The 25,967-nt window shown below is 44.0% G+C and carries 25 protein-coding genes, 1 tRNA gene and 1 pseudogene; 13 read left to right on the top strand and 14 right to left on the bottom strand.

All coding sequences use genetic code 11. The annotated features are described in order from the left end of the window. Nucleotides 1–37 precede the first annotated feature (37 nt). Both lexA and argF read right to left on the bottom strand, forming a co-directional pair. Complete coding sequence (lexA, locus tag B1A85_RS01045) at nucleotides 38–643, bottom strand: transcriptional repressor LexA (RefSeq protein ID WP_104545088.1); 606 nt, start codon at nucleotides 641–643, stop codon at nucleotides 38–40. Nucleotides 644–797: 154 nt separating this feature from the next. Next, nucleotides 798–1,715, bottom strand: coding sequence for an ornithine carbamoyltransferase (gene argF, locus B1A85_RS01050; protein WP_104545089.1), 918 nt, complete (start codon nucleotides 1,713–1,715; stop codon nucleotides 798–800). Between the two features lie 251 nt (nucleotides 1,716–1,966). On the opposite strand from argF, the gene B1A85_RS01055 reads away from it, so the two are divergent. From B1A85_RS01055 to B1A85_RS01070, 4 genes are all read left to right on the top strand, one after another. Beyond that, nucleotides 1,967–2,038: transfer RNA gene (locus B1A85_RS01055), tRNA-Thr, on the top strand. 139 nt (nucleotides 2,039–2,177) lie between these two features. Beyond that, nucleotides 2,178–2,891: a hypothetical protein gene (locus tag B1A85_RS01060; protein WP_104545090.1), complete on the top strand. Its 714-nt coding sequence runs from the start codon at nucleotides 2,178–2,180 to the stop codon at nucleotides 2,889–2,891. Between the two features lie 4 nt (nucleotides 2,892–2,895). Further along, nucleotides 2,896–3,291, top strand: coding sequence for a hypothetical protein (locus B1A85_RS01065; RefSeq protein ID WP_104545091.1), 396 nt, complete (start codon nucleotides 2,896–2,898; stop codon nucleotides 3,289–3,291). Nucleotides 3,292–3,439: 148 nt separating this feature from the next. Continuing rightward, a complete protein-coding gene (locus tag B1A85_RS01070; protein WP_104545092.1) occupies nucleotides 3,440–4,744 on the top strand; it encodes a GTPase family protein in 1,305 nt (434 codons plus the stop codon). A gap of 26 nt (nucleotides 4,745–4,770) precedes the next feature. Here the strand turns inward: B1A85_RS01070 and B1A85_RS01075 are convergent, their stop codons facing one another. The 3 genes from B1A85_RS01075 to B1A85_RS23785 all read right to left on the bottom strand — a co-directional run bounded on the left by B1A85_RS01075 (nucleotide 4,771) and on the right by B1A85_RS23785 (nucleotide 7,423). Then, on the bottom strand, nucleotides 4,771–5,961 hold the full coding sequence (locus tag B1A85_RS01075; RefSeq protein ID WP_104545093.1) for a DUF4336 domain-containing protein: 1,191 nt from the start codon (nucleotides 5,959–5,961) through the stop codon (nucleotides 4,771–4,773). Between the two features lie 296 nt (nucleotides 5,962–6,257). Next, the gene (locus tag B1A85_RS01080; protein ID WP_104546264.1) at nucleotides 6,258–7,232 is read right to left on the bottom strand and encodes an aldo/keto reductase; all 975 of its coding nucleotides are present in this window, start codon (nucleotides 7,230–7,232) and stop codon (nucleotides 6,258–6,260) included. A 14-nt stretch (nucleotides 7,233–7,246) separates the two neighbouring features. After that, nucleotides 7,247–7,423: a hypothetical protein gene (locus tag B1A85_RS23785; protein WP_168192325.1), complete on the bottom strand. Its 177-nt coding sequence runs from the start codon at nucleotides 7,421–7,423 to the stop codon at nucleotides 7,247–7,249. Nucleotides 7,424–7,492: 69 nt separating this feature from the next. On the opposite strand from B1A85_RS23785, the gene ilvA reads away from it, so the two are divergent. After that, the gene (gene ilvA, locus B1A85_RS01085; RefSeq protein ID WP_104545094.1) at nucleotides 7,493–9,004 is read left to right on the top strand and encodes a threonine ammonia-lyase, biosynthetic; all 1,512 of its coding nucleotides are present in this window, start codon (nucleotides 7,493–7,495) and stop codon (nucleotides 9,002–9,004) included. A 190-nt stretch (nucleotides 9,005–9,194) separates the two neighbouring features. Here the strand turns inward: ilvA and B1A85_RS01095 are convergent, their stop codons facing one another. Beyond that, entirely contained in the window at nucleotides 9,195–9,740 is a 546-nt protein-coding gene (locus B1A85_RS01095; protein ID WP_104545096.1) for a Uma2 family endonuclease, read from the bottom strand. Between the two features lie 271 nt (nucleotides 9,741–10,011). Between B1A85_RS01095 and B1A85_RS01100 the strand changes: the two genes are divergently transcribed. Continuing rightward, nucleotides 10,012–11,907 carry a GTPase family protein gene (locus B1A85_RS01100; protein WP_104545097.1) on the top strand — a complete coding sequence of 632 codons (1,896 nt, stop codon included), beginning with the start codon at nucleotides 10,012–10,014 and terminating at the stop codon, nucleotides 11,905–11,907. Here B1A85_RS01100 and B1A85_RS01105 read toward each other — a convergent pair. Both B1A85_RS01105 and B1A85_RS01110 read right to left on the bottom strand, forming a co-directional pair. Then, complete coding sequence (locus B1A85_RS01105; protein WP_210404113.1) at nucleotides 11,855–12,595, bottom strand: chromophore lyase CpcT/CpeT; 741 nt, start codon at nucleotides 12,593–12,595, stop codon at nucleotides 11,855–11,857. The genes B1A85_RS01100 and B1A85_RS01105 overlap by 53 nt on opposite strands. Before the next feature lie 70 nt (nucleotides 12,596–12,665). Further along, nucleotides 12,666–13,334, bottom strand: a complete 669-nt coding sequence (locus tag B1A85_RS01110) for an S-layer homology domain-containing protein (protein ID WP_104545098.1) — start codon at nucleotides 13,332–13,334, stop codon at nucleotides 12,666–12,668. 141 nt (nucleotides 13,335–13,475) lie between these two features. Here B1A85_RS01110 and B1A85_RS01115 point away from each other — a divergent pair, with 141 nt between their 5' ends. The 3 genes from B1A85_RS01115 (at nucleotide 13,476) to B1A85_RS24220 (ending at nucleotide 15,543) form a co-directional block, all read left to right on the top strand. After that, nucleotides 13,476–14,183 carry a PD-(D/E)XK nuclease family protein gene (locus tag B1A85_RS01115; RefSeq protein WP_104545099.1) on the top strand — a complete coding sequence of 236 codons (708 nt, stop codon included), beginning with the start codon at nucleotides 13,476–13,478 and terminating at the stop codon, nucleotides 14,181–14,183. A 289-nt stretch (nucleotides 14,184–14,472) separates the two neighbouring features. Further along, a complete protein-coding gene (locus tag B1A85_RS01120) occupies nucleotides 14,473–15,069 on the top strand; it encodes a glutathione S-transferase family protein (protein ID WP_104546265.1) in 597 nt (198 codons plus the stop codon). 249 nt (nucleotides 15,070–15,318) lie between these two features. Then, nucleotides 15,319–15,543: a pyridoxamine 5'-phosphate oxidase family protein gene (locus tag B1A85_RS24220; RefSeq protein WP_210404114.1), complete on the top strand. Its 225-nt coding sequence runs from the start codon at nucleotides 15,319–15,321 to the stop codon at nucleotides 15,541–15,543. A gap of 12 nt (nucleotides 15,544–15,555) precedes the next feature. Here B1A85_RS24220 and B1A85_RS01130 read toward each other — a convergent pair whose 3' ends face one another. From B1A85_RS01130 to B1A85_RS01140, 3 genes are read right to left on the bottom strand one after another with little or no spacing between them, the layout of a single operon-like run. Beyond that, nucleotides 15,556–16,116, bottom strand: coding sequence for a Uma2 family endonuclease (locus B1A85_RS01130; RefSeq protein ID WP_104545100.1), 561 nt, complete (start codon nucleotides 16,114–16,116; stop codon nucleotides 15,556–15,558). 44 nt (nucleotides 16,117–16,160) lie between these two features. Further along, complete coding sequence (locus B1A85_RS01135) at nucleotides 16,161–16,658, bottom strand: TIGR00725 family protein (RefSeq protein ID WP_104545101.1); 498 nt, start codon at nucleotides 16,656–16,658, stop codon at nucleotides 16,161–16,163. A 6-nt stretch (nucleotides 16,659–16,664) separates the two neighbouring features. Next, entirely contained in the window at nucleotides 16,665–17,546 is an 882-nt protein-coding gene (locus tag B1A85_RS01140; RefSeq protein ID WP_104545102.1) for a 4-hydroxybenzoate solanesyltransferase, read from the bottom strand. Nucleotides 17,547–17,653: 107 nt separating this feature from the next. Here B1A85_RS01140 and B1A85_RS01145 point away from each other — a divergent pair, with 107 nt between their 5' ends. Continuing rightward, complete coding sequence (locus B1A85_RS01145) at nucleotides 17,654–19,324, top strand: Ppx/GppA phosphatase family protein (protein WP_104545103.1); 1,671 nt, start codon at nucleotides 17,654–17,656, stop codon at nucleotides 19,322–19,324. A 141-nt stretch (nucleotides 19,325–19,465) separates the two neighbouring features. On the opposite strand, the gene B1A85_RS01150 is transcribed toward B1A85_RS01145, so the two are convergent. After that, entirely contained in the window at nucleotides 19,466–20,374 is a 909-nt protein-coding gene (locus B1A85_RS01150) for a hypothetical protein (RefSeq protein WP_104545104.1), read from the bottom strand. Nucleotides 20,375–20,452: 78 nt separating this feature from the next. After that, entirely contained in the window at nucleotides 20,453–21,052 is a 600-nt protein-coding gene (locus tag B1A85_RS01155) for a DUF1517 domain-containing protein (RefSeq protein ID WP_104545105.1), read from the bottom strand. 62 nt (nucleotides 21,053–21,114) lie between these two features. Here B1A85_RS01155 and B1A85_RS01160 point away from each other — a divergent pair, with 62 nt between their 5' ends. Together B1A85_RS01160 and B1A85_RS01165 are read left to right on the top strand one after the other, a co-directional pair. Next, nucleotides 21,115–21,957 carry a prephenate/arogenate dehydrogenase gene (locus B1A85_RS01160; RefSeq protein WP_104545106.1) on the top strand — a complete coding sequence of 281 codons (843 nt, stop codon included), beginning with the start codon at nucleotides 21,115–21,117 and terminating at the stop codon, nucleotides 21,955–21,957. Nucleotides 21,958–22,655: 698 nt separating this feature from the next. Continuing rightward, a complete protein-coding gene (locus B1A85_RS01165; RefSeq protein WP_104545107.1) occupies nucleotides 22,656–23,918 on the top strand; it encodes an HhoA/HhoB/HtrA family serine endopeptidase in 1,263 nt (420 codons plus the stop codon). Nucleotides 23,919–24,298: 380 nt separating this feature from the next. Here the strand turns inward: B1A85_RS01165 and B1A85_RS23790 are convergent, their stop codons facing one another. Further along, entirely contained in the window at nucleotides 24,299–24,451 is a 153-nt protein-coding gene (locus tag B1A85_RS23790) for a hypothetical protein (RefSeq protein WP_168192326.1), read from the bottom strand. A 664-nt stretch (nucleotides 24,452–25,115) separates the two neighbouring features. Here B1A85_RS23790 and B1A85_RS25880 point away from each other — a divergent pair. Next, nucleotides 25,116–25,967: pseudogene (locus B1A85_RS25880) on the top strand (PLP-dependent aminotransferase family protein); the annotation flags it as partial.

The following is a 25,967-nucleotide window of genomic DNA, read 5'->3' on the forward strand; positions in this document are numbered from 1 at the left end:
CAACCCTGACTTCCGACCCCCAACCCCTGACCTCTACTTAGTTATAATCGCGCCAAACGCCAACCAAAAGACCTTGTACCTGTACTTGTGCTGCCGCCACTTCAATTGGTTTATACTTAGCATTGGCGGGTTTAAGCGTGACGCGGTCGCCGCGACGGTAAAATCGTTTTAAAGTTGTACCGTACCCATCTACTCGCGCTGCGACAATCGTACCATTTCGCAGTTTTTCTGGTTCGGATACTGGGCGCATAATCACCAAATCACCCTCAGTAATAAGATCTTCAATCATACTGTCACCCACTACGCGCAAAGCATACGTATGCGGCGGTAAAAATAAGTGCGAAAAATCCAATTGTTCGACAGTATCCGTGAAAGGTTCGAGTAAACCACCGGCGGCGATCGCACCCAAAACAGGAACACTTTGTTGCGCGCGGTTAAGTATGCGAATTGTTCTTGCTTTACCTTCTGTCCATTCAATATAGCCTTTAAAGCGTAAATGTTCCAAACGGCTTTGAATCGGCGCGGGAGACTTCAAATTCATCGCCTGCATCATCTGGCGAATCGATGGTGAATGCTGGTGCTGGCGAATATACTCGGCTAACCAGTCATATAATTCTTGTTGCGCTTCGGTGAGAGGTTCCATCATAATTCGGAAGCCAAAATACAAAGGTCTATAAGAACATTCGTACTACATTATTGCCCCGAATAGCAAAAAAAACTACAAATAAAGTAATTTTTTGTTGAGATGATGATTTGGTAGTCGGTAATAGGTAACTGAGTTTAATATTACTCGCTGCTCATGCCACTCCTAGCAAACTTGCAAGTAGCGCCTTTTGGGCATGAAGTCGATTTTCTGCTTGATCCCACACGCGTGATTGAGAACCTTCCATCACACCATCGGTAATTTCTTCACCGCGATGCGCGGGTAAGCAGTGCAAAACGATCGCATTAGAATCAGCAAGACTCAATAATTGTTCGTTAATCTGATACGGTTGAAACACAGGAATTCTAGAAGTTGCTTGCGATTCTTGCCCCATACTTGCCCACACGTCAGTATATAATACCTCCGCCCCTTTTGCTGCCGCTTCCGGATCTTGCGTGACAGTGACTTCGGTTTTATTTTGGGCGATCGCTTTTGCTTGTTCTACAACTTTAGCATCGGGTGCAAATTCCGCAGGCGTTGCAACGCGGACATTCATTCCCACTAACGCACAACCCAACATCAGCGAATGCGCTACGTTATTACCATCACCGACATACGTCAACGTCAATCCCTCTAAATGACCAAAACACTCTTGAACGGTCAATAAATCCGCTAATATTTGACAAGGATGCTCTAAGTCACTTAACGCATTAATGACCGGAATTTTGGCATAGCGTGCAAAAGTTTCGAGTTGCTGCTGTTCAAACGTGCGAATTGCCAGAATATCCAAATACCGATCTAAAACCCGCGCAGTATCTTCTACAGGTTCGCCACGACTGACTTGCGTGACATCAGGATTTAAATCAATCACTTGTCCGCCGAGTTGATACATCGCCACAGAAAAACTTACCCGCGTGCGCGTCGAAGCTTTATAAAACAGCAATCCCAAGACTTTGTTACAGTGCAGCTGCTTTCCCGCTTTTAATTCTGCTGCAAGTTGCAACAATTGTTTCACTTCATCTGCGTCTAAGTCAGCCAAGCTTAATAAATCGCGTCCTGTGAATGCTGCCATGCCGATCCTGGATATTGCCTGCGTTTACCTGATAAAGATAAACCGTACCAGATTTTTTTCAGTTAGCCCAGTGCATCGATAGTCGTTTTGTAACAATTAGTAAGTGGGTAAAAATAAAGTTGGTAATTGGTAAGAGCATTGAGTAACTTCCCATTACCCATTACCGATTACCAACCTTAGCAAGGTCACCTACTTTGCTTTCACAAAAGCCTTGATGCGATCGCCACATTTTTGCTATACTTAGTGGTTGTGCTGGTGTAGCTCAGTGGTAGAGCAGCTGATTTGTAATCAGCCGGTCGCAAGTTCAAATCTTGTCACCAGCTTTCAAAGCTCAAATATAAAAAATATTCGGGGAAACTCGCATGACTCGATAAAGATTTCTTGAAGCTGCTTCAAGATAAAACGCTTGTACATAGCTTTTTTGTACTGTGGCATTAGAGGCAACAGCACAAAAGTTATTTTATGTCAGATAATAAAGCGTTATTCGATTATTGGCACGACAGAGTTCAGTTAAAAAACCACGAAAAAATCGCAGCAGCCCAACACATACCAACGCAAGTACTGCGTCACGAACATACTAACTATGACCTGCTACGGCAAAGCGCCGAGGTGCAACAGCTAAACGAACCAGAACGCAGTCGCGTGATTGCGATCATTAAATATGAGTGTACCGCCCAAGTTCTGCAATATCGGGCTGGTTGTCTGCGCGATCGCGCTCAAGAGATTGAAGACTCTTATCAAGAAATAAGTAAACACAGATCGCAGCTACTACGTCTTATCAAAGTCCTGCAAGAAAAACTTTTCGGTAAAGATCAAAAATTGCAACAGCTGGAAACACGCATAACTTCGTTGTCAGCCGAGAATGAGGCGCTACGATCTGAACTTGAAAGCACAAAAGCCGCAGAAGAACTACATCAAGAATTAGAGCAACTCAAAAAGCAGTACGATGCGGTTGAAAAGCGCAGACGCGAACTTGCTAAAAACAATCAAAGTCTAGGAGGAAGAGTTGCACACGCGCAACGATACAAGAGAGAACGCGATGAAGCAAGAGCGTTATTAGCCGAAAAAGAGCGCCAAATTTTGAGCTTAACCGCAGAAAATGAGCAACTGCGAGCAACCAACGAGCAATTTCTCCGTAAATTAAAAAGCTTAGCAGCCGAACCTACAATCGGATAAAAATATGAACCTGCAAAAACTCAAAGCCACAGTCTATGAGATTGCCGCAGTTAGGACAATTAAGCAACTCAAGACAAAATACGAGGTTCTCAAATCGCTAGATATGCGCCGTAAAGCTTCATGGAAACAGGCGCTAGTAATCGTACAGCAACATCAGCAAGAATTTAAGCATTGGTTAGAAAATCCACCTGACGAATACAAAGAACTCTTTGCAGAAATTGACCAAGTGGCGGGAGACTATGACAATGAGTTAGCAACTTTCAAACAAAAGCAGCAAGCAATGACATCAATTGCTGACGATCTCGAAACTTTGGCTGCGGAAATGCAAGATGAAGGCGATCGCTTACAAGACGAAGTTGAACGAGCCAGAAAAATTGCCCAGCAAGCCGATTTAAACTAAAAATTATAGATACCTTTCGATATTTATGAACAAGTCCGCGCAGCTGGACTTTGTCGATCTAGCGGCAAATTCATTCGTCAATTCCAATAAATTAAAATTAAAGTAACAGCCTCACAGTGTTTATTCTATATTTGCTGTTGCAACGCGAATGACTGAACAACGCGACACCGAATTGCCACCCGCAGATTCTCAACCTCCTAGTGAATCAACGCAGCATGACTGGAAAAATAGAATTTCGGATTTTTGGAGTGGAACAACATCACGTTTCAAGCAAGTTCTACCCGTCGAGCAAGCCGCACAAACTGTAACGAAATGGTTTAGTATTAGTGACGAGCAAATTGCAGAAATTCTAGCGACAGTCCGCGCTGAATTACCAACAACGGAAGCGCTGTTAATCGGTAAACCGCAAGCGGGAAAAAGTTCAATTGTGCGGGGACTTACCGGCGTCTCAGCAGAAATTATCGGTCAAGGATTTCGCCCGCATACGCAACACACCGAACGCTATGCGTATCCTTCAAACGATTTACCATTGCTGATTTTTACCGATACCGTTGGATTAGGAGATGTCAATCGAGATGCGCCAGCTATTGTAGAAGAATTAATCAACCTACAGCAAGAAAGTAACCGCGCGCGAGTTTTAATCCTCACCGTCAAAATTAACGACTTTGCCACGAATACGTTGCGAGAAATTGCGACACAACTGCGTCAAAAATATCCTGCGGTTCCCTGTTTGCTAGCTGTAACGTGCTTGCACGAGGTTTATCCTCCAGGAATTGAAGATCATCCAACTTATCCACCCAACTACACCGAAGTCAATCGCGCTTTTGCAGCCATGCAAGAAACATTTAGCGGATTGTGCGATCGCGCAGTTCTGATTGATTTCACCCTCGAAGAAGATGGCTATACTCCGGTATTTTATGGCTTAGAAGCTTTGCGCGATACTTTAGCAGATCTTCTCCCCGAAGCCGAAGCGCGTGCGATTCATCAATTGTTAGATCGGGAAGTAGGCGACAAAATCGGTAATCTCTACCGTGATGTAGGACGACGCTATATTTTACCATTTTCAATTATGGCAGCAACGCTCGCCGCCGTTCCATTACCCTTTGCGACAATGCCTGTCTTAACTGCGTTGCAAGTATCAATGGTAGGGTTACTCGGAAAATTATACGGACAGACACTAACACCATCGCAAGCGGGAGGTGTCGTTAGTGCGATCGCCGGTGGTTTCTTAGCGCAAGCGATCGGGCGCGAGATTGTAAAATTTATTCCTGGTTTTGGCAGTGCGATCGCCGCTTCCTGGGCTGCTGCTTATACTTGGTCATTAGGAGAAGCCGCGTGTGTTTACTTTGGCGACTTGATGGGCGGTAAAAAACCCGATCCGCAGAAAATTCAAGCGGTAATGCAAGAAGCGTTTCAATCAGCAAAAGCGCGGTTTAAGGGGATGAAGTCTTAATGGTAATAGGTAATGGGTAGTTGGTTCTAACTTTTGTGCTGTGGCGGCGGTACGATACCGAGTTTAGATAAACCTGCATCAATATCTTTCAGCAGTTGAAAATCTTCTTGAGGTAAAGGAAATGTATTGTGTTGTTCTAAAAAGGTAAAGGCTTGTCTAAATTGATGCGATCGCGCTTTAATTGGTGCGTCGAAATGACAAGGAATAATCCACTCAAAGTCCCAACTTGCCACTTTATTAGCCCAGTCGATAGTTTCTTTTGGTGCGCGGTTTAAAATAAGTGTTTGCAGAATCGGTGCCACAAATAAACGACCATTTCCGCACAGTGCATCAAAAGATCGTTGCCAATTCTGCGTCCATTTAAACGGAAATAGCCCAAAATAGTTTTTGCGCGAACGATCTGGCGATCTAACAGCATTGCGAAATACCTTACCCCAGCCTACAACATCAAGAACGCTAGGGCGAAAGTACAATGCAAACAGTGCAGTGCGTTGCCATCCTTTACGGCGATTAGCCAGGGTATCTGCGATCGCATCTGTGGCACTATCTTTAGCATGAAACAGTAGCGGATAAGGATCGAGTTGCACAATCGCAGGTGGATCTTCTGGTACAGACACTACCGAATCAGTCACGAGTAAGGTGCGCGATTTTTTGTGGAAGAAAGCAACTTCAGAAAATCGCCCAGGTCCCAGTTCAATTGCACCGAGAATAGCATAGTCGCACTCGTCTGCAAAAGGCGCTTGGCTGCTATCTTGGGGTAATACGTGCGTGCGTTGAGGTGGAAACCCCAGCCAACTTAATGGTAAATTGAGCGGAAAACTCCACTGATTCGGTGCAACAAACACTTGTGCATTGGGAAAGTGACGAGCAAAAGGACCTACAAAAACTTTATGTTCAATTCCTGATATTGTTGGTAAAATAATATACTTAACATCACCGTGTTCGGCAACTAACTCATTGACAAGGCGAATACACTCTGGAGTAGGCGCAACAGGTGCATAAATCAGCAAGCCTCGATCGAGCTTGACAACCGTCATGCGAATTGGCACAACAACGTAGAAAATGCCTTGAATCTGGTCAAAAGTCCAAACGGTATCTTTGATAACTTCTCTACGAATTGTCCGCCGCTTGCTAAACGGATAGAGTGGTACAACGAACCAGAACCACCAAGCAAAGTCGTTGAGAGGCGTTTTTTCAAGTGTTTCCTGCGCGTTCATCGTTGTTTTAGCTATTCTAGTTCCTCCAGTGAATCAACATGGGTAGATGTTGTGCGACATCGCCACTCAAGGAGATCTCCTAGAATACTATGTTAACTGCAATACTAAAAGCTTGATGTCAGCGACTTAAAGTATCAGACGCTATATGTGGTGGTAGAGGACGTGTATGTACAAGATACTAATTCGAAACATTTGTAATTTGTCGTTCGTAATTAGCGAGAAATGGTGTTATCGATATGCCGATCTTGCTTCGACTAAAAAACGCTTTTATCCAAACTTTTATGCTTAACTATTTATTACTTGGTTTGAAAGATATTTTGCACCATCTTTTTATCAACACTCGCTGCTACTCGATCTAATTCTGCAATCTCACTAGCATCCAATTTCCAACCTAAAGCACCAATATTTTCTTTTGCCTGTTCTACTGTTTTTGCGCCAGGAATCGGGATAGTTCCTTTGCAAATACACCAATTCAGTGCTACCTGCGACATCGTTTTGTTTCTCAATTGCGCTATCTCGCGTAGACATGACAAAAGTGGTTGAGTTCCTGGCAATAACTGTCGAAACAATAGCCCGCGAATACCTTTTGGAAAAGGACCTTTTTCGGAGTATTTTCCTGTGAGTATACCCAATGCTAGAGGGCTATAAGCAATTAGTTTTATTCCCAGTTCATCACAAACATCTTTTACTCTCAACTGCGTCACAGGATAGGTAGAGAGCAATGAGTATTGTACTTGTAGAGTTGCAATTGGTACTCCTCGCTCTGTAAATCTTTTATGCACCCATTGCAGTCGTTTTGGTCCATAATTAGATAATCCTACACCTTTAACTAATCCTTGCTCGTAGAGATCTGCAAGACCGTCTAAAAGCGCACCTTCTTGCCAAGGCGCATAGTTTGCCGTAGACCAGTGCATCTGTACCAAATCCACTCGCCCTAAGCGTTGGGCAGAAGATTTGCCAGCCTTCACCATCGACTGACGTGTTAACCTCCAAGGATACGCCGCTAGCTTAGTTGCAATGCAGATGTCTTCTTTATTGATTCCTTGGTATTCGTGCGTGAATCTTCCCAAAAGCAATTCGCTGCGTCCATTCAAGCGCCCAGTTCCGTAAGAATCACCTGTATCAAACAACGTGACACCATTACTTACGCAGAGGTTAAACACAGCTTGCAATTGACTATCCATGCTTTCGTCGTAGCCCCAAAGCAAGCGATTACCCCACGCCCAAGTTCCGCAGCCCATCGTCGGAAGGATAAGTTGTTGGATTTGCATATTCATCTATCCTACTAGCGATCGCCTACTATACCTCTACATTTCTGCGGCTTGAAACACAGAGGTTGCGTTTCGATAACAATTTCATTGTGTAACTCATAGCGTCTGCCGTTGTCGGGATACCACTCGACAAATTCTGCAAAGCTCATGCGTTCTGGTAAGGTTTGAATCATTGCTACATGCGATCGCACTTTCTTCCTCATCCTAGCCCGCTATAAAGTAAAATTATCTCTTATTCGGCACTGAAATAAACTCATCCCATGCTGTGCGACTACCTGGTACAAATCCTGACTGCTCGCGTGTACGATGTCGCGCAAGAAACACCGCTTGATTATGCTGCAAATTTATCCGCACGGTTGAATAACAAAGTTTTCCTCAAGCGCGAAGATATGCAATCGGTGTTTTCCTTCAAGCTGCGGGGTGCTTATAACAAAATGGTAAACCTACCACCAGATATGCTGGCACAAGGTGTCATTGCTGCTTCGGCGGGAAATCACGCGCAAGGCGTTGCTTTAGCTGCAAGTTATTTGGGAACGCGCGCATTTATTGTGATGCCAGTAACGACACCTCAAGTTAAAGTTGATGCGGTGCGATCGCGCGGTGGAGAGGTAGTATTACATGGCGATACCTACGATGATGCGTATGCGTATGCCCGACAATTAGAAGCTGAAAAAGGCTTGACATTCATTCATCCGTTTGACGATCCAGAAGTGATTGCTGGACAAGGAACAATCGGGATGGAAATTCTGCGGCAATACCAGCAACCAATTCATGCAATTTTTGTCGCGATTGGCGGTGGCGGACTGATTTCGGGAATTGCGGCGTATGTCAAAAGGTTGCGTCCAGAAATTAAAATTATTGGTGTGGAACCTGTCGATGCCGATGCGATGTATCAGTCGCTCAAAGCCGGAAAACGAGTGCGATTAACGCAAGTTGGTTTATTTGCTGATGGCGTTGCGGTACGCGAAGTTGGTGAAGAGACATTTCGTCTATGTCAGCAGTATGTTGATGAAATTATGCTCGTTGATACCGATGCGACGTGTGCCGCAATTAAAGATGTATTTGAAGATACGCGCTCTATTTTAGAACCTGCGGGAGCATTAGCGATCGCTGCTGCTAAAGCTTATGTCGAACGCGAACAAATTCAGGGACAAACCCTCATTGCGGTAGCTTGCGGTGCGAATATGAACTTCGATCGCCTGCGCTTTGTTGCCGAACGTGCAGAACTTGGCGAACGCCGCGAAGCAATTTTTGCTGTGGCAATTCCCGAACAACGGGGTAGCCTGCGGAAGTTTTGTGAATGTATTGGCAAGCGCAACTTAACCGAGTTTAACTATCGCATTGCCGATGAAAAAGAAGCGCATATTTTTGTAGGAGTGCAGATTGAGAATCGTGCGGATCGGGCAAAGTTAGTTGAAACTTTTGAACGTTGTGGCTTTAAGACGATTGACTTAACCGATGACGAATTGACGAAATTACACCTACGACACATGGTTGGCGGACACTCGCCGCTAGCGTACAATGAGTTACTCTACCGTTTTGAATTTCCCGAACGCCCTGGCGCATTAATGAAGTTTGTTGGTTCAATGAGTCCTGATTGGAATATTAGCTTATTTCACTACCGCAACAACGGTGCAGACTACGGGCGAATCGTTGTCGGGATGCAAGTACCGCCTCATGAGATGGAACAATGGCAAGCATTTCTTGATACTTTGGGCTATCGTTACTGGGATGAAAGCCAGAATCCAGCGTATAAGTTGTTTTTGGGGTGATGGGTGATATAGCAGAGGAAGCAGAGGAGCAGAGGAGCAGAGGAAGCAGAGGTGCAGAGGAGCAGAGGAAGCAGAGGAGCAGAGGAAGCAGAGGTGCAGAGGAAGCAGAGGTGCAGAGGAAGCAGAGGAGCAATTACCAATTACCAATTACCATCTACCAGCCTAACACTGACACTTATTTCTCACCTACCTAACTAATAATTGCATCTACTGATACAGCGATCGAGAGAAATGCTAAAGGAAAAATTGTGCCTCCCGCTAACGTAAACTTGGAAGCGTATCCATCTTGGCAGTCTCGAAAGACAATGAGTTGTTTTTTTCTCAGGTTAACTACCCAGTATTCAGCAATTCCAACTTCAGCATAAATTTGACTTTTTACTTCTAAATCTTTATCTAAGCTGGAATCAGAGTATTCAATTAGCCAAAAGATATTCTCTGGATAGGGATGATGCGATAAGTACTCGCGCCCTAATCTTTGAACTACCGCTATATCAGGTTCAGGTTTTGAATCATTAGGGAGTGTAATCAATTTACTCAAACGAACTGTAGCGCGATCGCCCAATAATCGGATTAAGTATTTCCCAGCTTCACTACTAAAATAAGCGTGCGCTTCTCCCTCCAGTGGTATTTCAACAATTTCTCCACGCAGCAGTTCTACACGCCGTTCGTCTAAAATGCCTGCTGCAATCATCCGATGATAGTCGTCTATTGTCCACTTGGCTGTAGTGAGTGCCATGGGAATTGCATTGTTCTGCGTTCAGATTATAACTCAAGCAAGTAGCAGGATTGCCGCACCGAGTACGATGATTACAAATAACCCAAAACGTTCATCTATGTGCGATACTTGCGCAGGAATCGAACGAATCATTGCATCAGTAAAAATAAACATAACTTAAAGGTTGGTAAATGGTAACTGGTAATTGGTCATTGGTCAAACGTAAAGAATATCTATTACCGATTACCCATTACTCCAAAAATCGACAATAGAGATCTGATTGAGGTAGGCTATGGTGCGACTCAAGGTGTGGCAATGGGTGGTATTAGCAACTCCAGTTGCAGGAATCATCGGTTTTTTACTCGTTGCAGCTGGGTGGCAAATTCACGAGTGGCGCGTTAATTGGATTTGGGGTGTCTTTATTCTTGTCTTTGTAGGTTGGCGTTGGTTGCTGGTGAAGTGGACTAGCCCCGCTGTGGCGCAGATCGAGGCAGTTGTCAGCGAAGTGAGTCAAGAACTACAATCTGCAAGTGATGAGGTACTACCAAATGGAAGTGATAGCGCAAGTCGCGTCGAAACGATACTGCAAGAAATCCTGAAAAAAGCACAAAGCGATCGCCCAATTTGGGAAGATTGGCAAACTTTTTGGCAACGCTGTCAGGAACTTGTCGTTGCTGTTGCGCAGATTTACCATCCCGAAGTCAAATATCCTTTACTTAATATCTACATCCCCCAAGCCTACGGATTGATTCGCGGAACTGTGGACGATATGGATCGGTGGATGCAAAAGTTATCGCCTGCACTCAATCAAGTGACTGTAGGGCAAGCGTATCAAGCTTACGAAGTTTATCAAAAACTCGAACCCTCAGCACGGAAAGTTTTGCAGGCTTGGAACTGGGCGCAATGGTTGTTAAATCCCGCAGTCGCGATCGCGAAACAAGCAACGCAAAAATCAAGTAACCAAGCAACACAACAATTATTAGTTAATTTGAGTCAATTACTTCGCGAAGCTGCTTTACGCAACTTATGCAAACAAGCGATCGCGCTTTATGGCGGTACGACACTACCGAGTACATTTTCTCCCACAACTCCAACACTCCCCAAAGCACAAACGCAAACACTGCGCGAAATCTTAGAGAAAGCTGAACCTGTTGAGGAGGTTGAACAAAAACCTGTCAGTATCTTACTTGCTGGGCGCACTGGCGCAGGAAAAAGCAGCTTAATTAATACGCTGTTTCAAGCCGAGTTAGCCGAGGTGGATGTGTTACCGAGTACGGATCGCATTCAAAATTACTATTGGCAAACAGATGCAGGAGAACTCACGCTGTGGGATACTCCAGGGTACGAACAAGCTAACCGCGATGATTTGCGCGAACTTGTGCTTGATTATGCCACGAATGCAGATTTACTTCTCATCGTTACTCCAGCACTCGATCCAGCGTTGCAAATGGATGTAGACTTTCTGCAAGATATTAAAGCTGAAGTTGCCGATTTACCTGCAATCGCGGTTGTTACTCAAGTCGATCGCCTGCGTCCGATCCGCGAGTGGGAACCACCGTATGATTGGGAATGGGGCAATCGCCCAAAAGAAATTGCGATTCGCGAAGCGACTGCATATCGCGCTCAATTACTCAAGGAATGCGATCTCGTTCTACCTGTAGTTACAGGCGATCCTACAACAGGTCGAACAGCTTGGGGAATCGACGCTTTATCTCTAGCATTAGTCGAGGCGATTTCGCCTGCAAAACAACTGCGACTTGCCCGCTTTTTACGTAATTTAGAAGCCCGCACGGTTGCTGCTGCTAAAATTATTGACCATTACACTTTCCAATTGACAACTACCCAAGGACTCGCCGCACTCCTCAAAAGTCCTGTTTTGCGATTCATTTCCACAGTTTCCACAGGTTCTCCCACGCTTGCGTATATTTTGGCTGAGCAAATTCCTGTCGAACAGTTACCGGTTGTGATTGGTAAGCTACAAATGGCGTATGAACTTTTCTCGCTTTTGAAGCCTGGTAATAAGCGTAACTTCGATCTTCTCTCGCTTTGGTCACTTTTATTGGAAAATAGCTCATCACCAGAGCGTAACGCATGGGCATTTGGTCATGCTTTAGTAGAATATTGGACAGAAAATCTTAGCGTGGAAGAACTGCACCAGCGGTTTGAAAAATACTTACAGCAGGCTTGATAAAATCCCTGCTTCCTCTGCTTCCTCTAATCCAACGAAACTGATAAGCCTCACCTTCCGCACCCCATACTTGATTACCTATAGCATCAAAGCCGCGATCCCAAGTATCCATACCTGCTTGGTGTAAAGTGATGCGATTTGTGATACGTACTGCACCTTTGTAATTACTGGGACATCCCGACGCAGATGTTTCTCCGATGTAATTCTGTTGTTGGCGACGCAAGAAGACGCTACAGTTTGACGTGCCAATATCGTTCGCGTCAACGATGCGTTGCACTTCAGGTTTATTGCATAAACCAATCCAAGCTTGCGGTGTTGGCGGTCTAAATACTGCTGACTCGATACTGTTGTTATCTACACTTGGTGCAATTCGCAAAAAACGCTGACGGTATGGCTGGGAAAGGCGTTGTGAAAGTGCTTGTTCTTGATACATAAATACCGCATGAGGACGCGCGATCGCACCAGCATTTTTGACTGTCACTTGACAAGTTGTGATGCGGACATCTGGTGCCTTAGGATTAGCACGGGCTTGTGCAGAAGTATCCATCGCACCATCGAGGTGAGAAACAACTTCTTGTACTTGTTGTGCAGGCGAAGGTTGGTTATCTACAGGCGCAGCGTTAATCGGACTGGTATAACTAAGAACCGCAGCACTCACTAATATTGCAATACTCTTTTTACTTCCCACAGCAGTTACTCAAAGCGATCGCACACAACTACACATAAATTAGTTTAATAGATACCTGAAACCTGACCTCTCATACCCCTGGTTGCTGTTGTCTCGCCAAATACCTACTCAGTGCATACGCCATATCACCGCGCGTCACTGGTTGTAGTGGTCTAATATTACCTTGAGCATCAATATTGACAAATCCTTCATTTAATGCTGTAGCAAGCGATCTTCTTGCCCATGTGGGAACGGATGCTGCATCAGGATAAGGCGTGAGAATCTCGGCAACGGTATCATCAGGAAATTGATAAACTCCGTACGCTTGCGCAAAAATCGCGAAGGCTTCCGCACGGTTTACCCTTTGGTTAGGAAAAAACATATTTCCCCGATAGCCGCGCATAATACCAGTTTTCAGCACAGTTTGAATATTATTAAAAGCCCAGTGCGAAGCCGGAACATCTTGAACTTCCACTAAGTTTTCTTGAGTAGCAGCTGCACGTGTATCGAGGGCAAAAGCTTTGACTAAAATTGACGCCAGTTCAGCACGACTCATAAATCGTTCGGGATGAAATTGCCCATCAGCATAATTATTCATCAACCCCGCAGCAACAACCTGTTGAATTGCATCAGAAGTAGATAATGTTGTCGGAGGTGTTTGCGCGATCGCTTTGGGCGCTGCGAAGAATGCGATCGCACTCGTACTATGAAGAACCATCACCATACAAAGTGTACCAGCAAGCTGACGTATTCGAGACATATCTAATTTGCTCCACCCTCACTCAAAACTTCTGTCTTCATGCTAGTCACGACGATTTAGTTTAAAGCAAAGTTGCGTAAACATAGCCATTGCACCGCAAAACTTGCTCAAATAGAGTTAAGTTACTGCCAACACTTACTAATGCCGTCAATTATCGATTTGTTACCTGCAATATCAGCAAAATCTATTCGATTAGAGGGAAAACAATTTTTTGTGGATGCGAAAGGCGATCGCCTACCAAGTGTCACCACAATTCTCAACGCCACCAAACCCCAAGAACAACGCGAAAGACTTTTCAATTGGCGACAGCGTGTTGGTACAGAACAAGCAAATAAAATCGCAGGAACTGCAAGTCGTCGAGGTACACAAACACACAAACAAATTCAGCGCTATCTTTTGGGTAAAGATAGTATTTGTCCAGAAAATAGCATTTCTTACTGGGAAAGCATCAAACCAGTATTGCAAGATATTGACACTGTACGCCTAGTTGAAGGTTCAATTTTTCACTACGACTTAGGCTACTCTGGTAAAGTCGATTGCGTTGCAAGTTACAAAGATACTCCTGTGCTGTGCGAGTGGAAAACTGCTGATAAACCAAAAGGTTCGATCGAGCGACTTTATGAATATCCTTTACAACTTGCTGCGTATCTTGGAGCCGTTAATCACTCTTACCAAAATTATGGCATTAAACTCGACCATGCACTCTTAGTCGTTGCAATTCCAGACACACCAGCCGAAGTTTTTTGGTTTGAACCAGCACAAATTCAACATTATTGGCAACAATGGATTGAGCGAGTAGAAGCTTATCAAACATTACAGAAACTGGAGATTGATAGGAGCTTTTCTTAGAATTTATTGATGGTGATATGGGTATGAAGGTAACGGGTAATGGTAAGTTATAAGTGATGAAGGCTAAGTGAAAAATCTTATTACAGTGGTTAATTTAAAGATATTCTAATTCAATGTCAGTAAACAAAGAAAAGACAAAAAGAGAGATTCTCGCGAATAGTCTAAGATTGCTATAGTAAAAAAATGCTTGCATTTTAGATTTTTCTTAACTCTTCAGGTAAACGTTGTAGAACACGTTGAAAAAGTATTGTACCGAACGAGCGGTAATAAAATGTATGCACCTAAAACTATGAAATTGTACGATTTCCCACTATCAGGCAACTGCCATAAAGTACGATTAATGTTGTCACTGTTGCAACTCGATTACGATCTTGTTTTCGTCAACTTGAAAGAAGGCGAACAGAAAACAGCAGCGTTTTTGCAACTGAATCCGCTAGGGCAAGTACCAGTACTAATTGATGAAGAGGTAGTAATTTGCGATTCGCAAGCAATTCTAGTGTATCTGGCGCGGCGCTATGGAGGAGAACAATGGTTGCCTACAGATGCAAAATCCATGAGTCAGGTAATGAAGTGGTTATCGATAACAGCTAACAATATTCAAAATAGTATAGCTGCAGCTAGGTTGCATTTCTTATTTAATATCCAGCTAGATTTAGATTTAGCACAGCAGAAAGCTTACCAAATTCTGCAAATATTCAATGAACACTTGAGTAGACGTGAATGGTTAGAATGCAGCCGCCCAACCATTGCAGATATAGCCTGTTTTCCATATATTGCATTAGCACCACAAGGCAAAATTTCTTTAGATGCTTATCCTCACGTTACTGCTTGGATCAACCGTATCAAAGATCTTCCTGGTTATATCAGTATGCCAGGTATTGGGTAGCAAGGGAGCAGAGGAGCAGGGGAGAAAATAACCTTCATTTGCTAAACGTTCAGCAAGTCAATTATTCAATACTAAAATTATGGAAATTCCTTACTACGCTGGAGAACTTGCACTTCAAAATCGAGCGGGAGTACAAGCAGAAGCTGCAAGCTTGAGAAATATCATTAGTGCAACGATTAAATTAGCAGCAAAAGCCTTTTTGCAAAATCAAAGATTTGCGATCGCATCCACTGTAGATTCAAATAATGTATGGGCATCGTTACTCTGGGTAATATTGCACTCAATCCAAATTCCAGTTTGTTATTTATTGATTTTGAACGTGGCAATACATTACAACTTACAGGAAAAGCTAGCATCATTTGGGGAAAAGAACGTTTTGTCGAGTTCCAAATTGAAGGCGTTAAAGAAACTATTAATGCTACAAATTTACGGTGGAAGTTGGCAGAATACTCTCCATTTAATCCGGTATTGTAATTGAAGCGATCGCTAGTTAAATATCCGCGCAACACTACAACTGAAATCAGGTAAAAGAGGGCTATATAACTCGTCTTCTTTATACAAAGTTGCTGCTAGTTTCAGTACTGCATTTTCTCGACGATAAATTTCTACCTGCTGCTTTTGAGGATCAATAATCCAATATTCTTGGACGCCTTGAATCGAGTAAAGTTTCAGTTTGAGTTGGCGATCGCGTTTCTCTTGTATTTCTCCTGGAGAAAGAACCTCAATGACTAACTCTGGTGCATCGGTTAAGTGTCCTGCGTCATCTAGGATTGCTGCTAAACGTTGATGACTTGCCCAAACTACGTCTGGAATTACATTATCTGCTTCTGTAAAGATGATTCCTGGTGCGAAAGCAACTTTCCCTGTATTACTTCTACTTGACCAAAGCTCTAATTGTGTACCGATTTTGACACAAATTTCTTGATGTTTCCAGTGAGGGGCTTTACTCACTAATAACTCTCCATCGATAATTTCGTAGCGATTGCCGTCATCTGGAAATAACTTGAGATCAGCTGTTGTCCAGCGGATATTTGTTGCAGGATTCATTAAACCACTCCTATTAGTGGATAATATATGTATTCTATCAGTTTTTAAAAGTTGAATAAAATGTTTTGAGTTAAAGCGATCGCCTGCTCTACACTATCAGCAATATAAATATTTTTTGGTGCTAATTTCTGAAAAAAATCTTTGCTGTTTAGGTCATCATTTAACAAAATAACTGGTTTATTTGATTTAATTGCTAAAGCAATTTCTGAGGCGGTTCCTGCACCCATACCGCAAGCAATCACAACATCACTAGAAAGCACGTTAATATTATTTCGGGCGTTACCCATATCAGTAACAATTGCAATATCAACCGCAGCCGAAACGCCACTCGTATTGTTACTAGGAAGAATACCAACAGTTAACCCCTGGGCGGCTTTTGCGCCTTGATTTGCAGCTTCCATCACGCCGACATTTCTACCACCAGTCAGCAATATCCACCCTTGTTGGGCGATGAGATATCCTAGCTGATAAGCATTTTGTAGATCGCGTTCAGTCGCTCGATCGCCAGGACCCATCACCCCAATAATTGTTTTACGAGTCATCCTTAATTAACTCAAACTTCCAGCAATCATGCCAGCAAGGACAAGAAAACCTAACCAAACATTTTGGCGAAACATCTCTGCATAAGCTGAATTAGAAATATCTTCTTGTTTTAAACGAATATACTGCCAAATCCAACCTGCTGTAGCTAGGGCAAGCGCAATCCAAAAAGTAAGATGAAGTTGTAACTCAATGCCTAACCAAGCGAGTAAACCAACAGTTCCGATAAAGAAAATCCCGATCGCATCTGCTGCATAGTCGCCAAAAAATAAAGCGCTAGAATTTACACCAATACGGCGATCGTCATCGCGATCGCTCATTGCATAAACTGTATCAAAACCGAGTGTCCATAGTACCGTCGCCCCCCAAAGTAACCATGTTGGAAGCGATAGCGATCCTGTTACTGCACTCCAACTAATTAATACGCCAAACCCCCAAGCAATGGAAAGAACAAGTTGAGGAACGGGAAATACGCGCTTTGCCCCAGGATACAACAGAATAACGGGTACAGCCGCGACGCACAGCCAAAAAGATAAGGTGTTGAGATATAGCGATAAACCAAACGCGCAAAATAACGCCACAAAAGCAACAACAATTCCCACCTTGACAGAAAGCGCACGAGATGCTAATGGGCGATTGCGAGTTCTTTGCACTTGCGGATCGATGTCGCGGTCCCAAAGATCGTTAATAACACAACCCGCTGCACTTGTCGCGAGAGTTCCTAAGACAATAACACCAACAAGCGGTAAGGGTGGTGTTCCTTGCGCGGCTAAAAAGACTGCCCAAAGTGCCGGAATCATCAGAATTAACCTTCCTTCAGGCTTATCCCAGCGCAATAAGCGAATGATCGTAAACCACGTTGGTTCAGATTGTTCTTGCTGTGTCAGCATACTTAAAAAATTTACTGAAAATGAAATAATGTAAGAAGGAATTTTGGATCGGCTTCCCCTATAGAATATCGTTATTCAGATCGGGGCTGGAGTTTTAGCGGGTATTCATGGTCAATTTAGTATCAGCCAGTGCAATAAGTCTTCCTACTCTGGCAATGCAGCAAGAAAAAATCCTCGCTGCCATAGACTTGGGGACAAACTCCTTGCATATGGTAGTCGTGCGCATTAAACCGGAACTGCCAACGTTTAGTATTATCGCCAGAGAAAAAGATACCGTAAGGTTAGGCGATCGCACGCCAGACGGCAATTTAAAACCGGAAGTAATTGAACGCGCGATCGCAACTTTACGCAGGTTTCAAGAAATTGCCAGAAGTCTCAGTGCAGATACGATTGTTGCTGTTGCAACCAGTGCAGTACGCGAATCTCCCAACGGTAAAGAGTTCTTACAACAAGTCAAAAATGAACTCGACCTTAATGTTGACTTAATTTCCGGACAAGAAGAAGCAAGACGCATTTATCTTGGCGTTTTGTCAGCGATGGAACTCAATAGCCATCCGCATGGAATTATCGACATTGGCGGCGGATCGACAGAGTTAATTCTCGGTGACAGCCACGAACCGCGATCGCTGAGTAGTACTAAAGTTGGTGCTGTAAGGCTTACAAGCGAATTTGTCACTACCGACCCGATCAGTAATGCTGAGTTTCAATTCTTGCAAGCATACGTGCGCGGGATGTTAGAACGTCCTGTCGAAGAGTTGCTAGCCAAGTTGCAACCTGATGAAACACTCCGCCTTGTAGGAACTTCAGGGACAATTGAAACGCTAGCCGTCATTCACGCGCGAGAAAAATTAGGGATGGTTCCCTCGCCCTTAACTGGCTATCAAGTCAGTCTAAAAGACTTGCGGGAAATCCTCAACCGCTTGCGCAAGTTAAGTTATGCCGAACGCGCTGCAATTCCAGGAATGTCCGATCGGCGATCGGAAATCATCGTCGCAGGGCTAATTATCTTACAAGAAGCGATGACACTATTAGGTGCAGATTCTATCACAATCTGCGAACGCGCGCTGCGTGAAGGTGTGATTGTAGACTGGATGCTTACTCACGGCTTAATCGAAGATCGCTTACGCTATCAAGGTTCGGTACGCCAACGTAGTGTGATTAGAACTGCCCAAAAATATCAAGTCAAGTTAGAGTATAGCGATCGCATTGCCGCGTTTGCTTTGAGTTTGTTCGATCAAACGCAAGGAGTACTACACAACTGGGGAACTGAAGAACGCGAACTTCTTTGGGCAGCAGCGATTTTACACAACTGCGGTCACTTTGTCAGTCATTCCTCACACCACAAACACTCGTATTACCTGATCCGTAACGGCGAACTTCTCGGCTACACCGAAACTGAACTCGAACTCATTGCTAATATCGCCCGCTACCACCGCCGTAGCGCCCCAAAGAAAAAACACGAGAATTATCGCAACTTACCGACAAAACAACACCGCCAAATGGTCAGTCAACTCAGTGCATTGTTGCGAATAGCCGTCGCGCTCGATCGCCGTCAAATTGGTGCGATCGCGCAAGTGCAAAGTGAATATCGTCCAGAAACGCAAGAATTTCACTTGCGGCTCACTCCATCGCAACCAGGCGACGACTGTGCTTTAGAGTTGTGGAGTTTAGATTACAAAAAACCCGTATTCGAGGCGGAATACAATGTTAAATTAATTGCTACCTTAGAAGCACCTAAATCAGAAACCACTCTTTCTGCCTATCATGCAACAGCGTAGCGCTGCGACTTTCTTCGGGGCTACATAGACAAAAAGTCCACACGAAAGGTGGACTTTGTTTATCTAGGTGCAAATACATTCGCCAAGGTGGAATAAGAGCTTTATTTTCTTTTTGCTACTCACCTGACCCTTGCTATACATCTAACGGCGACGTCCACCACTACTGCGGAAACCACTGCTACTCCGAGTGCGACTCGATCCAAACGAACGACTGCTACCAAAACTTCCTGACGAAGGACGGCGGTTACTCGAATTGCCCGATCGCAAATTACTTGCACCGAATCCTGAACCTGTAGGACGATTGTTCGTCGTTACGCGGGGCGTATTACGTCGTGTCGTCGTTGTCGGTTGGCTGTAACTCGGTGTTCGAATACGTCCGGTTGTACGGAAATTCGAGCGTCGATTTCTTTCAGCAAGCGGTGGCGCGTTATAGCGGGATTGATAGCGATCGACGGCTTGACTGTACGAGCTACCATAACCACCAAAACCTGTAATTACAGATGCCCCTGGTTGGTAAAGTGGTGGTACGTAGTACTGCGGTCTAAACAACAAACTGCCAATTGCTTGACCTGCTAAAGCACCTGCAAACGGCGACCAAAATCCTGTCTCGCGACGGACAATTACGGTTTCTTGTTGTCCGGTTTGCGGATTTGTCTGCGTTTCTGCGACATTGTGAACGTACTCGATTTTAAAATCCTCAGTGAGGTACAGAACTGGCTGACCGTTTTCTACTTTAAGATAGCTTTTTTGACCAGCTTTGATTTCTTCATCCGTTAGCCGCGCCATCTGCAAGTTAGCTGTTGTAAACGTTGGTGGCGTCCCAGGAGGAGTATTGAGTAAGAATAAACTATACTCTCCGGTTGCATCATCATAAGTCACTTGCTGGACGGGATATTCTCCATCACTCAGCCGCGTATTTGTAGCCACGGGAGATGCGACATTGCGCACTTGGGAAGCCGTCGACTCTGGTCTGCTACCACAGGCAATTGTCGTCCAGCACAAAGTTATCATTAAAAAAATCAGTGTAAATCGCCGCAAGATTGTCATCATATTTTCAAAAATTAGCTTATTTCGAGATTAACAAGATCTCAACTCTTCTGACAGCTGGCTTTTGCCCCTGACAGTTTATTACAAAGGAACTAACTCAGGAAAATATTGCAGCAGTTGGTCATTCGTCAACTCATCGCCAAATTGCGCTGGCGAAAAATGCACTTGAATTCCGCGCAGTCTGTCTTGATAGTGCAAATTAATTAATGCTTTCAATCCAGCTTTCAAAGCGCTTATATCTGCTAAATTTGTTTCTAATTCGGGAACTTCGCCTTCAAAAGCCGCAGTCAGCATGACAACGACATTGCGCGTGACTGGTAGCGACAGCGGTTCATTCCTATCAGCATCGTCTAGGTCTACTTCACTCAAGTATCGCTGTGCTGAATCAGTAAACAACTCGTTGAAGTAGTCGCCTGCTTCTCCTTCGTCCCAAAAAACATCGCCCTCATTAGCCGCAGAAAGCCAGTATTCATCGTATTGCAGTAAGCTTTGGCAAACTTCTACTAAGCCTTCGCCCAAAACTTCTAAGTCACCCTCTGCATCAATTGCTTCGCGTGCGGTACGATTTAATATTCCTAGCAACGGTGCTACGTCAGAACCTGCCAGATGAACAAAGATGCGACAGACAACAAAGCGGGTGCGCCCCGTCATTCGATTTAAGCGATCGCGCCATGCGTTCATTTTTATATCCTCGCCTTTTACAAAAATGATTTAATGCCTACTAAGTTAACAAAGCATCCATTATGAATATTGGCATTGTCGGACTCGGTTTAATCGGTGGCTCGTTAGGTTTAGATTTAAGAGCGCAAGGATATCATGTTTTGGGTGTGAGTCGTCGCGAACAAACGTGCGAACAAGCGATCGCCTGCGGTGCGGTTGACAGCGCGAGTCTTGACTTGGCGACGCTTAAAACTACCGACGTTGTCATTATCTGTACGCACATCGCGGCAATTTTACCAACCGTACAGCAACTGATTCCGCATCTCTCGCCAAAGACGGTTCTCACCGATGTTGGTTCGGTGAAAGTTCCTGTTGTCGAGGCGATCGCCCCATTGTGGCAAAATTTTGTGGGCGGACACCCGATGGCGGGAAAAACAGAAAGTGGTATTGAAGCTGCACAAAAAGAGTTATTTGTCAACAACCCGTATGTATTAACTCCGATTGAGTCAACCCCAGCGGGTGCGGTACAAATCGTTGAGGAAGTCGCGCGATCGCTACAAGCTAAAATTTATCACTGTCGCCCTGAAGACCATGACCGTGCGGTAAGTTGGATTTCGCATTTACCCGTGATGGTGAGTAGCAATTTAATCGCGGCGTGTATGAGTGAGAGTAACCCTGAAGTTTTAACTTTGGCGCAGAATTTAGCAAGTTCTGGATTTCGCGATACGAGTCGCGTCGGCGGTGGAAATTCAGAATTAGGCGTGATGATGGCACGGTACAATCGTCAAGAACTACTGCGATCGCTAAACTCGTATCGCCAACACCTAGACGACTTGATTGCGATCGTCGAGCAAGAAAACTGGGAAGCATTAGAACAACAACTTAAGTCTACACATTCCGCCCGACCTCGTTTTCTCAAAGAGTAATGAGAGTCTGTTTTATCATCACTAAGACACTACAGCGTTGAAGCGTAGCATTCCTCAATTTAAGGATGTTATTACACTTGGTCATCAGGTCATAACCGTTCTAATTAATGCTATTTTATATGTGAGAGTGAGTAGTTATCTCACTAGCTTGACGACAACAAAGCCGGCAATAAGTTCGGGAATTTTGGTAAAGTGTATTTGTGTTGAAGATGCCAAGCCTAGTACTCTAATTCTGGCTTTTTAGAACTACAAACTCGGTGATTCTTTTATAACAAAACTTATAGAAAGGCAAGTAGTACTATCCGTAAAGAAAGTTAGTAAAACCCTTATGCGTGTACGCGCAACAAAGCTGTGTGTACTACTTTCGCGCGTGCTCCTAAAGTAGGTATCTGTTGCTTAATCGCGCAAGCTGTCTCCCCCCCCTCCAATTCTAGAGGCTAGTTCTTATACTCGTAAAAGGTCTATTAAATCGGCAAAACGTACCAACACGAATAACAAAATTATTACGTAGAATCATTTTCATTAAAGTGCAATAACCCTGTCACAAAAATGACATAGTAGCAATTTAAACTAAAACTAAGTTAAACAGGAAACTATCAAGGTATATACACAGTCAACAATATATAAAGAACCTTGCTAAAACTGTATTTGTATTTTTGTATCTAGTCATCAATGAGTCTTTGTTGTAAGTGAGACATATGCAAAACGAACCAAAAGAAAGAAGTCAATCAAACCAAGTCCACAACTCCTCAAGCGCTACGCGAAAAACCTCACTAGCCGCTCCCTGGCGTAAAAGTGCGAGTTACTTATCAATGATGTTGTTAGGAGCAGGTATCGCAGTTTCAGGAAGTAATTTAGCAACGCGACTTCAACCATCGTCGAGTGTTGCAACTTCACCGATTAGCCCTGCGATCGCCGCACCTATCCCCACAACTGACCCCAATTTTGTCGCAAATGTTGTCGAAAGAGTTGGACCTGCGGTCGTGCGGATTGACGCATCGCGCACCGTCACCACTCGCGTTCCTGATGTCTTTGACGATCCGTTTTTCCGTCGATTCTTTGGTTCGCAAATTCCCCGAACGCAACAAAGAGTACAGCAAGGAACAGGCTCAGGGTTCATTATTAGTTCCGATGGACGCATCTTAACGAATGCTCACGTTGTTGATGGTGCGCGGAGTGTGAGTGTCGTTCTCAACGACGGACGCCGCTTTACTGGTAGAGTACTAGGAACCGATCCGGTCACCGATGTTGCTGTGATTAAAATCGACGCCGATCGACTACCAACACTTACAATGGGTAACTCGGATCAACTGCGCCCAGGTGAATTTGCAATCGCGATCGGCAACCCTTTAGGATTAGACAACACGGTAACAACTGGTATCATTAGTGCTACGGGTCGTTCCAGCAATCAAGTTGGTGTTGCTGATAAGCGCGTACAATTTATTCAAACTGACGCCGCAATTAATCCTGGTAACTCTGGTGGACCATTACTAAACGCGCGCGGTGAAGTTATTGGGATGAATACCGCAATTCTGCGCGGCGCTCAAGGCTTAGGCTTTGCAATTCCAATCAACACCGCGCAACGGATTGCGAGTCAATTGATTGCGCAAGGTCGAGTCGAACATCCTTATGTTGGAATTCAGATGGTAGCAATCACCCCTGATTTGCGCCAAGAAATCAATAGTGACCCGAACAACGGTATCACGATCGCCGAAGATCGCGGTGTTTTGATTGTGCGAGTTCTTCCGAATTCTCCTGCTGCTCGTGCTGGATTGCGGGCTGGTGACGTAATTCGTCGTGTTAATGGTCAAGACGCAACAACCGCTGAAGTTGTGCAAAGAGCGGTAGAAAATACAAGTGTCGGGGGACAACTACAACTTGAAATACGTCGTGGTGGTAGAAATGTCAACCTTGCCTTGAATACGGGTGCTTTCCCTGCACAGTTGCAGTCTCAAAATTAATACAACAGCAAGTTAGATAATCTTAACCCCCTTCTCTCATTTTTGGGAAAAGGGGCACTTTTTTTTGTCATACTATTGCCTAATCTTGAGGAAATAAGTAGGCGATCGCTGTAAAAGCAAACATCGTCAATAAACTGACCAAAACAAATGCAAAGAACAAATGAGGCATAACTAAAAAACTGCTTATTGCGAGCTTAAAAATTTATCATTCACAGCTTCAGGGCTCATCTGAGCAAACTCACCTCCATAGCCTCTACTTGGTAAAAAAACTACAGCAACATCTTGTCATCATGCACCTGTCAAACGCAGGCAACGGATGGGAAGGAGGTTAATGCAGGAGGATAAAAGATTACTTGTTGCTTAGCTACACTTGAGCAAAGTTAATCCGTGTTGTCTTTTGCTGTCAATATCTTAAACTGATTTACATCAGGAAACAAGCTTTCTACATCGTAGGGATCGTCATCAACGATCTCTCGGCGAATCCAATCTTTTAAGCTACGACGTAAAGAAGATATTGTTATAGATTCCATCATTAAAGGAAAGCGGTATTTAAAACTTTGAGTAAAAAACATACTATCCTCCTGAGAATACAATAAAGCTAATTCAAACAACAATTTAATTTTTTAAAAATTAAAAATTTGAATTGTTGATCAAAGGATATTGCTTGCTCAGTTCCCAGATAATTACGGCTCAAATCTAAAGATTTGATTAAATCATCAGATAACGTACAACACAGAGCTTTACTACCGAACACTATTAAACTACCAACTGCATATGACAGCCATATGAAGAATATGTGTCGGATATTTGTAAAGCCTACTATTTAATTTTAAGCTGTCAAAGCCTAACTATACTGTTAATTTTAGTCACTTAAGTATTGCACAACTCAAGATAAATCTGCTTCAAAGATGCAAAAAATGAATAGGTTACATTACATATATGCAATATAACCGCAACTGCACAGCTAAAGTTGAATATCAAGGAAAAAATCCAATAACTGTAGCTTGTAATTTGCTTTCTGCTTCAGAGTAGATATTTGTATTACCAATGCTTAATTTTAACAAAACTGACCCAACAAGGCAGAAATTTTAATGGAATTACGGCCAGGTCTGCGCATTAAATCGAGAGAAACGAGTGAGATCAGCAGAAATTGCTTTTGTCCGCAGGCTTGTAGGTAGTATTAATGTAAGTATCTGCCACTACTACGTCAAACCAGGCGATTGGGTGATTGTTGAAAGTCCAACTTGGTACGGAATGCTATCACTGTTATACAGCATGGGGGTAAGAGTTATTGGTATTCCGATGACCGCTGAGGGGATGAACTTGGAGTTATTAGAGAAGAATCTCCACACGTATCGCCCAAAGTTAATTTTTACCGTCAGCACTTTGCACAATCCTACCGGAATCACAACATCGCAAGCACATCGTCAGCAATTGCTACAACTTGCGGAACGCTACGACTGCGTAATTCTCGAAGACAATGCCTATGAAGGATTGAATTTTGAACCTGTTCCCGCCCCAATCAAAGCTTTAGACCGTAAAGATATCGCGACTTACGTCGGTTTACGTCGGTACTTTTTCTAAAACCTTAATGCCAGGTATCCGCGTTGGTTACTTAGTCGTTACTGGAAAGCATTATCAGCCGTTAGTCGAACGCAAGTTACTCGACGATTTGCACGTGTCTACCGTGTCTCAAGCAATTGTCAGTGAGTATCTCGCCTCAGGACACTATCGCCATCACTTAGCCCACCTACAAGCCCAACATCGTCAAAGCCAAACAGCAATGTTAGCTGCTTTGCAAAAGTATTTCCCTGCCTCCGCCTCGTGGACAGTGCCTAACGGTGGCACTTTCTTGTGGAAATGCCTCCAGTACCAATGGCTGAAATTTGTCAAAAAGCCTTATCGCGCGGAGTTTTTGTTGCTGAAGGCTCGCCATTTTTCCCAGGACAACAGGGCTATCGGGCATTACGTCTCAATTTTACACTTTCGCCAGAGAAGATCGAGCGGGGTATTTCCGTATTAGGTGAATTAGTGCAAGCGTATTTGTAA

It is taken from the genome of Chroococcidiopsis sp. TS-821, from assembly GCF_002939305.1.
GTDB lineage: Bacteria > Cyanobacteriota > Cyanobacteriia > Cyanobacteriales > Chroococcidiopsidaceae > Chroogloeocystis.

Excerpts from the sequence above, each read along its gene's own strand:
- lexA (WP_104545088.1), bottom strand. The coding sequence starts at position 643 with ATGGAACCTCTCACCGAAGCGCAACAAGAATTATATGACTGGTTAGCC.
- argF (WP_104545089.1), bottom strand. The coding sequence starts at position 1,715 with ATGGCAGCATTCACAGGACGCGATTTATTAAGCTTGGCTGACTTAGAC.
- B1A85_RS01060 (WP_104545090.1), top strand. The coding sequence starts at position 2,178 with ATGTCAGATAATAAAGCGTTATTCGATTATTGGCACGACAGAGTTCAG.
- B1A85_RS01065 (WP_104545091.1), top strand. The coding sequence starts at position 2,896 with ATGAACCTGCAAAAACTCAAAGCCACAGTCTATGAGATTGCCGCAGTT.
- B1A85_RS01070 (WP_104545092.1), top strand. The coding sequence starts at position 3,440 with ATGACTGAACAACGCGACACCGAATTGCCACCCGCAGATTCTCAACCT.
- B1A85_RS01075 (WP_104545093.1), bottom strand. The coding sequence starts at position 5,961 with ATGAACGCGCAGGAAACACTTGAAAAAACGCCTCTCAACGACTTTGCT.
- B1A85_RS01080 (WP_104546264.1), bottom strand. The coding sequence starts at position 7,232 with ATGCAAATCCAACAACTTATCCTTCCGACGATGGGCTGCGGAACTTGG.
- ilvA (WP_104545094.1), top strand. The coding sequence starts at position 7,493 with ATGCTGTGCGACTACCTGGTACAAATCCTGACTGCTCGCGTGTACGAT.
- B1A85_RS01095 (WP_104545096.1), bottom strand. The coding sequence starts at position 9,740 with ATGGCACTCACTACAGCCAAGTGGACAATAGACGACTATCATCGGATG.
- B1A85_RS01100 (WP_104545097.1), top strand. The coding sequence starts at position 10,012 with ATGGTGCGACTCAAGGTGTGGCAATGGGTGGTATTAGCAACTCCAGTT.
- B1A85_RS01110 (WP_104545098.1), bottom strand. The coding sequence starts at position 13,334 with ATGTCTCGAATACGTCAGCTTGCTGGTACACTTTGTATGGTGATGGTT.
- B1A85_RS01115 (WP_104545099.1), top strand. The coding sequence starts at position 13,476 with ATGCCGTCAATTATCGATTTGTTACCTGCAATATCAGCAAAATCTATT.
- B1A85_RS01120 (WP_104546265.1), top strand. The coding sequence starts at position 14,473 with ATGAAATTGTACGATTTCCCACTATCAGGCAACTGCCATAAAGTACGA.
- B1A85_RS24220 (WP_210404114.1), top strand. The coding sequence starts at position 15,319 with ATGGGCATCGTTACTCTGGGTAATATTGCACTCAATCCAAATTCCAGT.
- B1A85_RS01130 (WP_104545100.1), bottom strand. The coding sequence starts at position 16,116 with ATGAATCCTGCAACAAATATCCGCTGGACAACAGCTGATCTCAAGTTA.
- B1A85_RS01135 (WP_104545101.1), bottom strand. The coding sequence starts at position 16,658 with ATGACTCGTAAAACAATTATTGGGGTGATGGGTCCTGGCGATCGAGCG.
- B1A85_RS01140 (WP_104545102.1), bottom strand. The coding sequence starts at position 17,546 with ATGCTGACACAGCAAGAACAATCTGAACCAACGTGGTTTACGATCATT.
- B1A85_RS01145 (WP_104545103.1), top strand. The coding sequence starts at position 17,654 with ATGGTCAATTTAGTATCAGCCAGTGCAATAAGTCTTCCTACTCTGGCA.
- B1A85_RS01150 (WP_104545104.1), bottom strand. The coding sequence starts at position 20,374 with ATGATGACAATCTTGCGGCGATTTACACTGATTTTTTTAATGATAACT.
- B1A85_RS01155 (WP_104545105.1), bottom strand. The coding sequence starts at position 21,052 with ATGAACGCATGGCGCGATCGCTTAAATCGAATGACGGGGCGCACCCGC.
- B1A85_RS01160 (WP_104545106.1), top strand. The coding sequence starts at position 21,115 with ATGAATATTGGCATTGTCGGACTCGGTTTAATCGGTGGCTCGTTAGGT.
- B1A85_RS01165 (WP_104545107.1), top strand. The coding sequence starts at position 22,656 with ATGCAAAACGAACCAAAAGAAAGAAGTCAATCAAACCAAGTCCACAAC.
- B1A85_RS23790 (WP_168192326.1), bottom strand. The coding sequence starts at position 24,451 with ATGATGGAATCTATAACAATATCTTCTTTACGTCGTAGCTTAAAAGAT.